The organism is Corynebacterium sp. HMSC076G08 (genome assembly GCF_001811515.1).
Lineage (GTDB): Bacteria > Actinomycetota > Actinomycetes > Mycobacteriales > Mycobacteriaceae > Corynebacterium > Corynebacterium hiratae.
Genome location: NZ_KV805064.1, coordinates 46,159 through 59,867, shown reverse-complemented (window position 1 = coordinate 59,867; position 13,709 = coordinate 46,159). Strand labels below are relative to the sequence as shown.

At 63.9% G+C, this 13,709-nt stretch carries 12 protein-coding genes and 1 pseudogene; 5 read left to right on the top strand and 8 right to left on the bottom strand.

Annotated features, from left to right (window positions below; genetic code table 11):
- Positions 1–28: 28 nt before the first annotated feature.
- Genes HMPREF2806_RS09090 through HMPREF2806_RS09080 form a run of 3 tightly spaced genes read left to right on the top strand, consistent with a single transcriptional unit; the run spans position 29 to position 1,805 of the window.
- Positions 29–577 carry a hypothetical protein gene (locus tag HMPREF2806_RS09090; RefSeq protein WP_128081853.1) on the top strand — a complete coding sequence of 183 codons (549 nt, stop codon included), beginning with the start codon at positions 29–31 and terminating at the stop codon, positions 575–577.
- A complete protein-coding gene (locus HMPREF2806_RS09085) occupies positions 574–1,128 on the top strand; it encodes a hypothetical protein (protein WP_046648434.1) in 555 nt (184 codons plus the stop codon). Before HMPREF2806_RS09090 ends, HMPREF2806_RS09085 begins: the two co-directional genes overlap by 4 nt.
- On the top strand, positions 1,125–1,805 hold the full coding sequence (locus HMPREF2806_RS09080) for a hypothetical protein (protein WP_046648435.1): 681 nt from the start codon (positions 1,125–1,127) through the stop codon (positions 1,803–1,805). Before HMPREF2806_RS09085 ends, HMPREF2806_RS09080 begins: the two co-directional genes overlap by 4 nt.
- On the opposite strand, the gene HMPREF2806_RS09075 is transcribed toward HMPREF2806_RS09080, so the two are convergent.
- The 8 genes from HMPREF2806_RS09075 to eccCa form a co-directional block, all read right to left on the bottom strand.
- Complete coding sequence (locus HMPREF2806_RS09075) at positions 1,802–2,470, bottom strand: hypothetical protein (protein ID WP_141745913.1); 669 nt, start codon at positions 2,468–2,470, stop codon at positions 1,802–1,804. The genes HMPREF2806_RS09080 and HMPREF2806_RS09075 overlap by 4 nt on opposite strands.
- A 9-nt stretch (positions 2,471–2,479) precedes the next feature.
- Positions 2,480–3,898: a hypothetical protein gene (locus tag HMPREF2806_RS09070; protein WP_070545921.1), complete on the bottom strand. Its 1,419-nt coding sequence runs from the start codon at positions 3,896–3,898 to the stop codon at positions 2,480–2,482.
- A 108-nt stretch (positions 3,899–4,006) separates the two neighbouring features.
- Positions 4,007–4,543, bottom strand: a complete 537-nt coding sequence (rpsI, locus tag HMPREF2806_RS09065; RefSeq protein ID WP_046648438.1) for a 30S ribosomal protein S9 — start codon at positions 4,541–4,543, stop codon at positions 4,007–4,009.
- Positions 4,543–4,986: a 50S ribosomal protein L13 gene (gene rplM / locus HMPREF2806_RS09060; RefSeq protein WP_010189505.1), complete on the bottom strand. Its 444-nt coding sequence runs from the start codon at positions 4,984–4,986 to the stop codon at positions 4,543–4,545. The genes rpsI and rplM overlap by 1 nt, the downstream gene beginning before the upstream one ends.
- 437 nt (positions 4,987–5,423) lie before the next feature.
- Complete coding sequence (locus tag HMPREF2806_RS09055) at positions 5,424–5,711, bottom strand: WXG100 family type VII secretion target (protein ID WP_046648439.1); 288 nt, start codon at positions 5,709–5,711, stop codon at positions 5,424–5,426.
- Positions 5,712–5,782: 71 nt separating this feature from the next.
- The gene (locus HMPREF2806_RS09050) at positions 5,783–6,100 is read right to left on the bottom strand and encodes a WXG100 family type VII secretion target (protein ID WP_046648440.1); all 318 of its coding nucleotides are present in this window, start codon (positions 6,098–6,100) and stop codon (positions 5,783–5,785) included.
- Between the two features lie 177 nt (positions 6,101–6,277).
- Complete coding sequence (locus tag HMPREF2806_RS09045; protein ID WP_046648441.1) at positions 6,278–7,390, bottom strand: type VII secretion-associated protein; 1,113 nt, start codon at positions 7,388–7,390, stop codon at positions 6,278–6,280.
- Complete coding sequence (gene eccCa, locus HMPREF2806_RS09040) at positions 7,387–11,109, bottom strand: type VII secretion protein EccCa (protein WP_198531332.1); 3,723 nt, start codon at positions 11,107–11,109, stop codon at positions 7,387–7,389. Before eccCa ends, HMPREF2806_RS09045 begins: the two co-directional genes overlap by 4 nt.
- Positions 11,110–11,238: 129 nt before the next feature.
- On the opposite strand from eccCa, the gene eccD reads away from it, so the two are divergent.
- Positions 11,239–12,570: a type VII secretion integral membrane protein EccD gene (eccD, locus tag HMPREF2806_RS09035; RefSeq protein WP_046648454.1), complete on the top strand. Its 1,332-nt coding sequence runs from the start codon at positions 11,239–11,241 to the stop codon at positions 12,568–12,570.
- Positions 12,567–13,535: pseudogene (locus HMPREF2806_RS13165) on the top strand (S8 family serine peptidase); the annotation flags it as partial. The gene eccD and the pseudogene HMPREF2806_RS13165, both read left to right, overlap by 4 nt.
- Between the last annotated feature and the right edge of the window lie 174 nt (positions 13,536–13,709).

Here is a 13,709-nt window from a genome sequence, read left to right as displayed (position 1 = left end):
TGGGCCGTCCTCTGCTTGAATAATCACCATGTCCTATGCGAAAGGCTTGACTCGCGTGAGGGAGTCGAAGGGAGTGAAACTCTTCAAAGCCCTCACCGATGGTGTGCTCACCAAGTTCAACATGGCGGTACTCGTTGTCGCAGCGCTATTTCTGGTGCTCGGAAATACCGAGCCCGCGGAAACGGAAGAACCTGCAGTCATCGCTCCGGGCGAAACGGTGGAGTTGCAGCAGGCCCAGGTGGTCGTCGATAAGCCCCGCGTCGAGGCCGGCCAAGTCCACGTCACCGCCACGTTCCTCAACACCCAAGACACCGCCTTCACGGACTACCAACAGATGTTTAGCCTTACCCGCAATGGTGAGCCTATCCCCTTTGAGCAGTTCTCCATCGCGCCTTCACTGGAGAACGGGGCGGTGACCAGGCCCAACCCCGGGGTTCCCTTCGCCGTCGACATCACCGTCGACGATGCCCCCGGAACAGCGCTTGTTCTCAACGATCTGACGGTGCGCAAATCCAGCCTGGACATGTCCTACCGCTGGTTTGACCCCACCCCCGTAGCAGAGATGGAGTTGGCATGACCCACCGCAAATCTTCCTCCCTGCCCCTGCTCAACCGCAAGAAGGTCCCCATGATCGCCGTGGCCGCAGCGATCACCTCCCTGGGCATCTTCATTAGTGACCAGATGCCCGATCCGCGCGAGGTGGAATTCTCCCACTTTGAGTACACCGACGAAATACCCGGGCACACCCGCATTAGCCAGGTAGACGTCCACACTCGCCCGCTGGCGTCTGGAGACTACGCGGAATTCACCGGTACTCTGCCCGAGGGCGAGGAGCTCAGTGAGCTGTATGAAGTAGCCGTCGATTTCACGCTGGAGCGCACTCACTCCTACCCCCTGAGCCTGAAATTAGAAGACTCCGAGGGCCGTGTTTTCCGCACGACCACACCGCAATGCGACGCCGAGGTCGTCTCCCTCCCCATGACATGTACCAGTCTCTTTGTACTCCCAGAGGATTCGCTGGGCCCCGCCACGCTGGCGCTAGAGGTGGAGAATCTCCTCGGCGACTTCCACCAACAACCGGTCCCCATGGGCAAGGAACTTCACACAGCCGTGGAGGTTAAAGCATGACGTCCCAAGACACAGCATCGAAGAAGGCCTCGAAGGCGTGGTGGTGGGCAGCAACTCTTCCGGCGCTCGCGATCATGGTGGCGGCCTCCTCCTCCGTCATGGTGCACGGATACCGACCGCTGTCGGTCCATTCGACCGTCGAGGCCACCAAGCAAGAGCCCGCCGAGTTCAGCTTTGATTATCAGCTAGACCAGGACACCGCCCAGCGCTCGGCGACGGTCACCCTGGCCGCCATCGACAAGGCAGACCCCTCCGAATTCGGCTCCCTTTATGCCGACAAGAACCTCATGGATCCCCCTGCGCTCCCCGGGGACACCGCACTCTACAAGGCCACCGTGGACTGGCATGCGGATCCGGAAAGCCCACTGGAAGGATGCGAGGTCGGGCTCCGTGACGGCCAAGGGATCGAGCAACCTGTCCGCCTCGTGTTGTCCCCGCAGGACGTGCCGACCGATATGCCCGCCGCCTTCCCCAACCTCTGTGAACCCGAAGGGGCTGCGGGGCCGATGGCCATCAATCCTTTCGAACTAGATGCCAATATCCTCCCCGAGCCCAGCGCGCGGCCGGCTGAATGGGAGATGACGTACTACTTCGTCACCAACGCCGATTTCGAGCCTTCCGAATTATTCGTCACCTGGGGCGCCCCTTATGAGGTGCGCCTGCGCACAGGCGCTTAGAAGCCTTCTGCGCGGACAACCGCCTCAACGTCCTCCGCGCCCGGATCGGTCTTGTTCCACGGCCACGACACCATTACCTTCTCTTCTGGGTAGTAGACGAAAATGTCGCCACCGCCGAATCCATCCTTGCCCCATTCGTTGACGAGGACTTCCGGGGCGGAACCATTCGCCTCGCGAACAGTACGGGTCGACGTCTGGAAGGCATCATCGTGATAATCGGGCAAGGCTCTGTACATCTCTTCGGCCTCCTCCCCAATGACAATGTCCCGCGGACTATGGAATGTCATGAGCCCCTCAGCGTCCTGCTCCTTGGTAAGCCACGGCTTGCAGGAATAGCCGTGGGCTCCTTCTAGCAGAGCATTCTCGGATTGCAGCGGTGCTTCGGTACACAGGGCGATCTTCTCAATGAAGGCCTCCGGCAAGACGTCCGCGGTCTCAGGGCGCAGGTTCACGATGTGGTCCTCCCGCAGGTCCGGACGCGCCAGCTCCTCGCTGGACCCGCGCCTGTTGATCTGCTCAACCGTAATCCCGCCAGCAATCAACACCACCGCGACAACCAGGGTGAGAATGTTCAGCTTGCGCGCGCTGATGTGGGTATCAGGATCGGTCGTGGCTTCTGCGCGATCCACGTCACCGGCTTGAGTGTGCTCAGTAGTCTGTGTCACCGATTCCACCTACTTCTCTCCCGCCTGGCTCGCTGGGACGGCAGATTCAGCGTCCGGCTCTTCGCCTTGGTTTTCGTCGGTGCTCTCATCTGCGTCCTCCGCCTCGGCGTACTCAGCGTTGAGGAAGCGGTCCAGCGCGGCTACCACCAGCGGGAGCGCAACGAGGAAGTACACGGCTCGGGCAAGGACCAGCACATAAGGCTCAAGCCCAATGGTGATGGTCCCCAGCGCCAGCGGTTTGATGATGGCACGCAGGGCATAGATTACGCCCAGCTCAGCGCCCGAAGCCAAGACGAAGACGAGGCAGAAGGTCAGCATGGGGACCGCACCGGCGACTGCCAGCGTCTTGAAATTGCGCCACGCATTACGGAAGGGGCCGACGAGTGGCTGCGCGGCGTTGTCCAGCATGTCTCGCGTCGTTCGGAAGGCTGCTTCCGAATAGCGACGCCCATAATCGGCCCACATCTTCTGCTCGGCATGCGGGGAGAGCTTTCCTCGTTCGGCGGGACCTTCGATGGGGGCATCGGCTACCGTCTGCAGGGGCGGTACCGCGTCCTCCTCGCCTGACGTGTCCGGCTCAGAACTGTCCTTCTCTCTGGTCAGGCTCGTGTTGTAGACCACCGCGCCGAGGGTCAGCCATGCGAAGGGCACGACGATAAAGTTGCCGATTTGCGCCGCGTTATTCCACAGCCACCCAATCACCGCACCAATGACCCAGGTGTGGGCGACGATCCAATCCTTCGCCGTGACAATAGAGTCCCACACGGGGCCAATGCCTTGCCGGCTAAGAATCCACACACGGACCTTCTCAAAATTGCTGGTGATACTTAGCGACGCCGTGGCCATCCACAGCACCTCCAGGTACGCCGCCGCAGTGGCCACGCCAAAGGCGCGCTCCCCCAACTGCAGCGCACCAATGAGTTTGCGCAGCACCACGATAGAAATGAGAAACCCTGCAAATAGCCATCCGGAGTTTATGAACGAGCGCCCGAAATCATAATCGAGAAAGCTAGTGGCCACCTCGATGGTCACGGAGTCGTAGACAAAGGTCCGCGCGTCATCCCGCAACAGGCCGTGGGAGGAATACACGGTAAGGAACGGGATGAGGAGGCCACCGACGGTCAGCAGCGTGGTCTTATCCAGTTTGCTAAAGCGGGTCTCGCCGCCAAAGAACTCCATGGACGGCTGCATGATCCAAAAGCACACGATGACGCCGGTCATCACAGAAAGCGGCGCAAAGGGGAAGATGAGCGTGGCGGCCAACGGCGAATACTCAGAAATAACCACCGCCAACCACAGCACCGCCGCGCGCACGGCCAGCGACAGGCAAATCACCGTGATCAGCTGCGGCAGGTACCGCCACAGCAGCTTTGCTGCGTCCAAGGGGACTGATAGTGCGTCCCGCGCGCTCTCAAGAATGACTTTCACGCCGCTTAGTATAAGGAGAATCACACCAGTGCGCTGCCCGAACGGGGAAAGCCGCCACCTCCCCCGAAAGGGAAGCAGCGGCTTTCGAAAATGCAGTATGCGCGAAGATTAACGCTTGGAGTACTGCGGGGCACGACGTGCCTTGTGCAGACCAGCCTTCTTGCGCTCCACGGCACGAGCATCACGGGTGAGCAGGCCAGCCTTCTTCAGGGCCTGGCGGTCAGCCGGGTTGTAGATGTTCAGTGCGCGGGCGATAGCCAGACGCAGGGCGCCGGCCTGGCCGGTCGGGCCACCACCGGTGACGGTGACCTTGAGGTCAAACTGGCCCTCGCGCTCGAGGATGGTCAGCGGCTGCAGGATGTCCTGCTGGTGCAGCTTGTTCGGGAAGTACTCGTCAAAGGCACGGCCGTTGACAGAGATGTTGCCGGAACCAGCGACGAGGCGGACACGAGCGATGGCGCGCTTACGGCGGCCAACGGTCTGAATCGGGCCCTCGTGGATAGCCGGGGCAGCGGTCTCAACCTCAGCCTCGGTGTCGGTTGCCAGGGAATCACCGATGGTGTTGGTGAACTCCTCGGTAGCGGCGGTTGCTGCAGCGATGTCGGCAGCGTCGGCTACATTGTTGTCGATGTTCTGCTCGGTCATTACTGTGCCACCTGCTTAAACTCAAAGGTTTCCGGCTTCTGGCCGGCGTACGGGTGCTCCTCGCCCACGAAAACGTGCAGCTTCTTGATGGAGGCGTTGGAAAGCTTGTTGTGCGGCATCATGCCCTTCACAGCTTCCTCGATAACGCGAACCGGGTTGGCGTCCAGGGACTGACCAAGGGTCATGGACTTCAGGCCGCCCGGGTAGCCGGAGTGGCGGTAGCGCATCTCGCGCTCGCGCTTGTTGGAAGAAATGTGGATCTTGTCCGCATTCAGGATGATGATGTGGTCGCCGCAATCAACGTTCGGTGCGTACTGGGGCTTGTGCTTACCGCGCAGCATGTCAGCCACGGTGGAAGCAAGCTTGCCCAGAACCACGTCGGTAGCGTCGATGACGTACCACTTGCGGGTGATGTCACCGCTCTTCGGGTGGAAAGTAGACAAAATGACTCCTTGAAAGTCTGTCTCGGAACTGCCGGCCAACGCTATGTAAGCCCCTACGCGGTACATACAGCGGCCGGTGGAGACCTGCAGCACGCGCGCACCCACGTAGACGCGGGTGCGGACACATAGGTGTTTCACTTTAGTATGAGGCTGTTTGAAAACCCAAAACGCCGATATCGCCCCTCACCAACGCCTCCATCCCCAGATACTTCGGGGTGGGGGTAGAGACAGAAACGTTGATGAGAAGCGATACCGGCGCCTTTCACTAGGTGGGCAGAAAGTGCTGACTGTGAGGTGGTGCGTCCAGCCCTTCCATTGACTGCACCCCCTCTCCTAGCCCTTCACGCCTTCCTCCACGCCACCCACCGCTCATGGTTGTGAATGGTGATGGAAGACTGCGCCCATACTCCTAGCGAAAGACCCGCAGTCGAGACGGTTTAGCCCCAGCTAGCGGCGGCGCGGCGGTTGACGTCACTCATATTGTCATTGCCCTGGGACACCGTGGTGGAGATGGTCGCTAGCACCGTGTTGAGCTCGGCGGCAGCTTTATCCCACTTGGCCTGCGCCGCGTTATATGCGGCGGCGCTTTCTCCCTCCCATGTCGATACCATCGGCTGCAGGGTGGCCTTAAGGTCACCGAGGAGCCCGTTGATGCGGCCGGAGGTGGAGTTGATGTCGGCGGCGGCACCAGCGATGGCGCCAAACTGATACTTAATTCCAGACATTGCGTGTTCCTTATCTTCTGTGTGCTCGTGTGTGGTTCAGTGCGTACGGCTATAGGAGGCTGCGGCTCTGTTTAAAGGGCCAGGCCCGCGCCGCCGACGTTGTCGAAGGACTGGGCGTTATCTGCCTCAACCGAATCAAAGTTTCGGGCATTGTCCCTGATGTTGTCGCTGATGGCGGTCAGTGCCTCACGCAGCTGCTGTGCGGAGGAGTTGTAGCGCTGCATCAGGTTGTCAAAGGAAACCTGCGCGCGGCCTGCCCAGCTGGCGCGGACGGAGTCCACAACTCCCTGCAGACGGGTGAGCTCACCCTGTACCTCGTCATTGGTGGAGTCGACGCGGCCGGCGGTGGCCACCATTACGTCGGCTTCTGTGCGGAACGTTTGAGTCATTGTTCTCTCCCTTTCTTTGTTCCCTACCTGGGGCATGCCCTTTTACTACGGGGCCTGATGTGTGTTTCTTTCCCCCCGAGAAGCACCCTGTGTCCTTCTCACCCTTATTGGACTGAGTTAGTGGCGCATCGGTTCCCACCGGTTTCAAAGTTTTTAATTTTTCTGGCTTGCCGCTGCTTAGTCCTTCTTAACCAGCGATTCCGCCGCCATTCGGCACGCTGCCTTCTGCACCACGTTGGGCTCGAACTTGGTGTGGCAGCCCACGGACATCTGGTGGCCTTTGTCCTCCCACATCATCCAGGTCACCCGCGAGCCATCGCCGGGGTCTTCGGTATAGGTCAGCCGCCCGGACTCCTCTACCGGATCACGGAGGGCGGGATCGGATTCGATCTGCTCCTTGATCTCCGCAAAAAGGACGTCAACGGGCACGTTGAAAAGCGGATCTGCAGCGACAAGGATCCGCAGGTTGGGATCCTCACCGGCCGCGGTAACGAGCCCATCTTCCACGCTGGTACGAAAACCCTGTGGCAAGACCAAGGACATCCCTTCCACGTCGATGGCTTGTTGGCCCGGACGCAGCTGCGCACTGCCGGTATCCCCGGGCGAGCCTTGCGTCCCGCCCTCCTCAGTCGGCGCGTCCGAGCTCTGGGTCGGGGCCGTACCCGGCGAATGGGCAGCACTGGAAGTACTTACCGCCGTCTGGTGTGGTGTCGCGGCTGCTAAGGCTGCGTCTTTGCGTCCCACGGCCCACCAGGACACCCCGGCCACGACGAGCACCATGACCGCAATGGCGATATAGAAGGGGTCGATGCCTCCCACGAGCGCAGAAAGGCGGTGTGGTGTCGCGCGATGGGAGCGTCGCGCGCGCGTGGCTCGCGGCCGCTCAGCTGTCACGGTGTCTGCATGGCCCTCGTCGTGCCCGTCCACAACCGCCCTTGTAAGAGTCGGTGTTTGTTCCACCACGGGCGGCGATGGTTCTGTTTCCACTACCGTCGCGCCCGCGCCGGTCAGTTGGCGGCGCAGGATGCTCACTGCCTCGTCAGTGATGTCCGTACCGGATGGATCCGCTACCACCTCGGCGCTTACCTCCGGCCACTCCGCCCCGCAGACCTTTTCTGCCTGGTCAAGGACGGCGTCGAGCGCCCAGCCTTCGGCGATACCAGTGCCGGGTAAGTCGTAGCGGTAGATCGTCTCCGGCCCCTCATAGATCGTGGCGGCGTCGAGCACCGTGATAACGAGTGTGGTCTCTGGCGTAGTCGACGGTGTGCGCAGTGCATGAGTCGCGGTCATTGGTTATCTCCCTTGCTGGATGTGGTGTGTGGTGGTTCTTCTGGTGTGTCGGTGTCCGGCACATACACCTGTGCCAGGCCTTGGGGTGCCCCACGCACGACCCATTGGCCGCGGCCGGGCGGCAGCGCTACTGGTTTGATGCCGAAGATGGCGCCTTCGTCGCGGTCGGCGTCGAGAAGCAGCAGTGCTGGCTGCAGGTCGCGCACTGCCGAGAGGAACTGCCCAAACAGCGCGCGCCCGATTCCTCCTGATTTGCGCGCGAGCACTAGGTGCAGGCCCACATCGCGGGCGTGCGGGAGAATCTCCACAAGTGGTGCCAGGGCAATGTCGCTGACCAAGTCGAGATCATCGATGACAAGGTAAATATCCGGCCCCTCCCACCAGCTCCGCGCGGCCAACTGCGCGGGAGTGACCTCGGGGCCGGGGAGGCGCTGCTCTAAGGTGCGGACGGTATCGAGGATGGCCTGGGTGGCTGCGCTTGCCGACGCCCCGTAGACCGCCACCATCTCCTCATCCAGCGTCCCCAAATGTGCCCGGCGCTCATCGATAACCACGAGGCGGGCTTCCTCCCGGTTCAGTTGGCTGATACCGGCGAGAATCACGCTGAGGAACTGCGACTTACCGGAACCTTGAGAACCAATGCACACGAGGTGGGGCTGCGTGGTCGGATCCCACGTCAGAAGGTCCAGGTCCGGCCCGCCAATTCCCCAAGCCACCCCGGCCGGTGGGCTGCCGGCCGGTTGTGGAAGCTCGGTGAGCAGGGCGGGCAGCATCTTCAACGGCGGGACCGGCTGGGCGTCCGCATGCACTCCGCAGATATGAGCGATATCCTGCGGGGACGTCGCAGCGAAGAGCAGGTTCTCCCCCGCCAGCGTGATGCCCCGACCGGGCGCTGCCGGGAGTTTTTGTTGTGCTTTGCGGTCAATGAGGGAATCCATGGCTTCACCCAGACGCAGCTCGAGGCGCGCCGCGATAAGGTCCCGGATTGACGGCCGCAGGCTGGTCCACCGCGCCGCCGCGATCAGGACGTGAACGTGGGAAGACGCACCATCTGCGACCAGCTGGGTAATCGGCTCGGCGAGATCTTCAAAATCCGCCCCAGAGGTGCCAATGTGGTGCCAGCCATCCACAATCAGGAAGGTGTGGCGGGATTCCGGGCGACGCACGAGGCCAGCGACTTCGTCGACGATGCGCCGTACCTTCTCCGGTTCCTCGCGGCCGGCCACCCCGGCCACGTGGGGCAGCCGCTCCAGAACCTGCAGTTGTCCGCCACCCAAGTCGATGACATAAAAGCGCACCTGGTCCGGCGAGTGCCGCAGTGCCATTCCGGAGGCGATACTGCGCAGCGCCATTGACTTGCCCGACTGCGGCCCACCGCACAGGGCCAGGTGCCCGCCACCCGTCGTGAAGTCCACGGTGAGTAGGTCTTGGCGCTGGTGGTAGGGGCGGTCGATAAGCCCCACCTCGGCGCACAGCCCGCCGCCCGCGCCGGGCGATTCTACCTGCACAGCGGCGACACTGGACAGCTCCACCACGGCGGGCAAGGGCGGCAGCCAGATTCGCCGCGCTGATTGACCGCGCCCGGCGGCTTCGTCCCGGGCAGCCCCCACCACGGTGTCAAGGAGGGTGCTCGAGGAATCCACGAGTACCGCATAGTCCACGTCCTCTACCGCAGCGCGGTGCCCGGTGAAAAGCTCCAGGCGCGCCGTGTGCTGTGCGGAAGCATCATCTTCTAGGGCTACCCGGCGCGTCACTGGGCCGGATACATAGGAGGCCTGGAGCCGTGTGGGGGCATCGGCATCGGTTTTGAGGTAGCCGGCTCCCGGCTGGGCGGGGAGGTGGTAGGCGTCGGGCACACCGAGGACTTGGCGGGACTCCCCGGCGGAGAATGTCTTCAGGCCAATACGGTAGGACAGGTGCGAATCCAATCCCCGTAGGCGCCCTTCTTCTAGGCGCTGGGAGGCCAGCAGCAGGTGCACGTGCAGTGAGCGGCCGAGCCTTCCCACTGCGACAAAGAGCTCGGCGAAGTCCGGGTGCTGGCCCAACAGTTCCGAGAACTCGTCCACCACGATGACCAGCGCCGGCAGCGGTCCGTGCTCCGCCACCGCGGAAGCGGAGGCGTTGAACTCGCCCACATTGGCAAAGTTGCCGGCCTTGCGCAACAGCTCTTGGCGGCGGTTCATCTCCCCGGAGATGGCATCGTACATGCGCTCCACCAGGGTAGATTCCTCCTCCAGGTTGGTAATCACGGCGGAGGTGTGCGGCAGCTCCTCGCAGCCGAGAAAGGTCGCCCCACCTTTGAAGTCCACGAGCACGAGGTTGAGCTCCTCCGGGCTATGCGTGGCGGCTAAGGCCACGACGAGTGTCCTGAGCAGCTCCGATTTTCCGCTGCCCGTAGCACCGATGCACAGCCCATGCGGGCCCATGCCGCCCTGCGCCGACTCCTTCAGGTCGAGCACCACCGCCTGCCCGGACTCATCCACACCGATGGGCACGCGCAGGCGTTCGACCGGGCTGCGGCCATGCCACATGCCGGAGGCCTGCAGCGCATCCACGTCCCGGTAGCCCAGCAGCACAGGGAGGTCTGCATCGCGACCGTGCCGTGGCGTTGCCGGAGCATCGCCGCCGAAGGGGCGATGATAGGGCGCAAGCGTGCGGGCGTGGAGGAGGGCCGTGGAAACGTCGATAAGCGCGCAGCTGCCCAGCTCCTCCTCCCCCGCGGCGGTAACCACGGACAGCGCGCCTTCCGCCCGCAGGTAAATGCCTTCGTCCTCCGCACGGCGGCCCAGCAGCGAATGAGGTGTGACACCCACGGCGATGGTGGTCGTCGGGGCGTCCCCCGGCGCTCCCTCTTTGTCCAGTACACCGCGATGCCGGTGGTCCTCCTCCACGACGCGGATACGAAACTGAGCGCTCTCCGGATCCCTCGAGTGCGGCAGCCACTTCAGCCACTCCCAGCTCTCCCCGTGGTACTCAATGCCCACGGTTTCCGGGCCATGCAGTACCGCCAGGTGCAACAGCAGCGCGCGGGCCATACCGTGCGCATCCGCACCGGCCAGCCCCACGATAGGGAAGGCTTGGAGCTGGATGACCACCGGCATATCCGCCAGCGTTCCCACCGCGCGCACGGTCTGGCGCAGGCTCACCGCACACACTGGGTCGAGGTCTTCCGCGGCACCCGAATCTGGAACATTGATCGGCGTGCACAGTGCCATCGGCCCGGTGCCCACCCGCACCTCCAGCGCATCCGGGGCATCCGCATCCCGCTCCCAGAGGCGCGACGTCGGAATCAACGCGCCGAGCTGCCCAGGCGCCGGATTGCGGTGTTCCTCATGCGCGCGCTGCGCCGCCGCGCGCTCCAGCGCTTCCTCGCGCAGCGCCTTGAGGTGACGCAGGTACGTCCGGCGAGTTTCGTCCGGATCCTGCCCGCCTCCCTGCGGGTTGAACATCATGGCCATGCTGGCCAGCATCATGAGCGGGAACATGAGGCTCATGGGGCTCATCCGGCGCGCATCGCCCGCGCCGAGAACCATGAGCGCCACCATGCCCACCATGGCCGCGATCATCACCAGCGGCATAAGCAGGCGAACCAACGGAACGGGTTGGGCACGGGCCGCCTCCGGCACGGCCTCGGCATCAATGCTGCCCTGTGGCAGCGGTGGCGCTGGTTCCCGATATGACGACAGCCCGGTGTCAACGACGCGTGTAGGTACGCGCATGTCAAAGTCCTTCCCCCCGAAGTACTCCACCGCCTCCTTAAGCGGTGGACAGCGTGCCACCAGTAAGCCACAATGTGAGGCAATGGGCAAGGGGTTGCCTAGAAATTTTTCTCGGGGGAGGTACTTTCCATGACTCGCGCACTCGCGCATTCTGTCCGCGTCACTGTCCGTATACACGCAGGCCAGACCCGCAAAGAAGCGGATATCTCACTGCCGCTTTCGTCCAGCCTCGGGGAGGTGCTGGGGGAGCTGCTCGTGCTTGTCGACGTTCCCCCAGCCCCCATCCTGTGGCGCGCCACTACCGCGGCGGGCAAGACCATATCGATGACCACGCCGCTGGATCGCACCAGCGTGGAAGAAGGCTCCGTGCTGGTGCTTAGCCCGGATGCACCGGCGCCGGCACCCATCGTGCGCGACGCCGCGGAAGCATTAGCCGCCGATGTCTCCGCCACGCAGCTTTCTGGCCTGGCTGGGCTGTGGGGTGTGGCGGGCCTTATCGCCGGCGGTGGGCTCCTTGCCGCAACACTGTCCCCCACGGTCGGCTGCGCCGCCACTGCACTCCTCGCCCTCGTTCTTGCGGTATGGACGCGGCGAGGATCTCTGCTCGCCACCGCGCACGTCGCCGCGGGGCTGGCGGGCGGGTTAGCCACTGGCGCAGCATTTGTCGCTGGACCTGCAGGTACCGCGGTGCCGGCGGCACCCGTCGTGGGGGCCGCGACCGCCGTCGGTGCGACGGCGGTGCTCTCCCACCTGGTACGCATCGGCGGGCTGCGGGACCGGGCTACTGCCGCGACGTGGTGCCTGCTCGTGCTCGTCGGTCTCCTCGGCCCCGCCCCGCTCCTCGCAGCCACCGTGGGCCTGTTGGCGGGCGCTCCCCTGCTGACCACGCGGCTGGCGGGTTTGCGCGTGCCGCAGCTTCCCACCGCCGGGCAAGACTTAAGCATCTCGGACGAGGTACCCACCGATAACGCGCTCGCTGCCCGGCGCGCCGGGCAGGCCTACGAGGGCATCGCGGTGGGCTGCGCGGTGGCGGGCATCCCTGCCCTGCTCCTCATCGCATTAAACGCCAACGCGGCGGCAACCCAGGGGGCCTCCCAAGCGCTGTGTGTAAGTATCGCTGGCGGGGTCATCGTGCATGCAGCACGCCATGCCCGGCCCATTGCTGCGTGGGCACTGGGAATCTATGGCCTCGCCGCTGCGTGTTCCGCGGTGGCTGTGCCGCTGCGCGAGTGGCAGCGGCTTTCTGCGCCAACCACGGAAACATGGGTGCTCAGCGTCATCGCGGGGCTCATCGTTGTGGCCATGCTGTCAGTACCGGTGTGGGCAGGCAAACTACGGCAGATTGAGCCGACCACCATCGTGTGGTTCGAGCGCGCCGAAGCCCTCGCACTGGCTGCGTGTTTGCCGCTCGCCGCACACCTGGCTGGGCTCTTCGAGTTCATTAGGGGGCTGGGCTCATGATAGCTCTAATTAGAATCGGCGCCGCCAGCGCTGCTCTTGGCGCTGGTCTGGCGTGGGGGTCCTGTGTGTTGCCCGGGCCGGTAGCTGCTGCCCGCGAGCCAGACACCGCGTGCGCGGAGGCTACCCTCGCCGCGGCAGGGCCGCAGCCTTCCGCGCAATACTCGGACTATCGCGCGCGGCTGCATTCTTTTGCCACGGGTGCCGGGGTGAAGGTCGCGGTCATCGACACCGGAGTGGCCGCGCACCCCCAGCTGCGCGTGACACCGGGAGCGGACTTCGTAACCCCAGACGAGCCCGACCCGCTGCGAGACTGTGACCTGCACGGCACGGTGGTGGCCGGGGTCATCGCAGGAAGAGAGCTCGGCGTGGCCCCGGATGCGGAAATCTACGCCATCCGGCAAACCAGTTCGCATTTCAGGCAACCGGCGCCGGATAACTCGGCAGGGGCCGATGGTTCAGCGGAGGAAGACCACGGTTCCGGAACGCTGGCCAGCCTGGCTGCTGCCATCGAGGATGCCGTGAACGCGGGAGCTCAGGTCATCAACGTCTCCGTCGTGTCCTGCGTCCCGCCGGATGCCGCCTCACGGGTGGATCGATCGGGCTTGGACGCAGCGCTGCAGCGCGCGGAGGACGCTGGGGCGGTGGTGGTGGCGGCGTCGGGAAACGCGACATCCGGTGGCTGTGAACAAGGTGATGTGGTCTTCCCCGCCGTGGCGGATACTGTCCTCGCGGTTGGCGCCCTAGCCACCCCGTACGACCTTGCGGATTACTCCATCGCTGCACCTCTCAGCGCAGAGGGCAACGTACCACTCGCCTTGGAACCCGGCGGCGGCTGGGCCAGTGCCAAGGGGGATACCCTCTTTCAAGGCACGTCTTTCGCCGCGCCCCTGGTCAGCGGAACGCTCGCTCTGCTGGTGCAGCGCTACCCCGACGAGTCCCCGGCGCAGCTGCGCCAACGCGTCATCGATTCCGCCGAGCCCGGCCACGGGGTGGTCGATCCCCTCACCGCGGTGACCTTTCGTCCTGCGGCCGAAACCCGCGAGGAGCGTTCCTTTGCGGTGACACCACTGACAGCACCGGCCGCCCAAGGCTGGCCTATGGTGCGCCTACTCCTCGGGGCCCTGGGGTTCCTCGTCCTC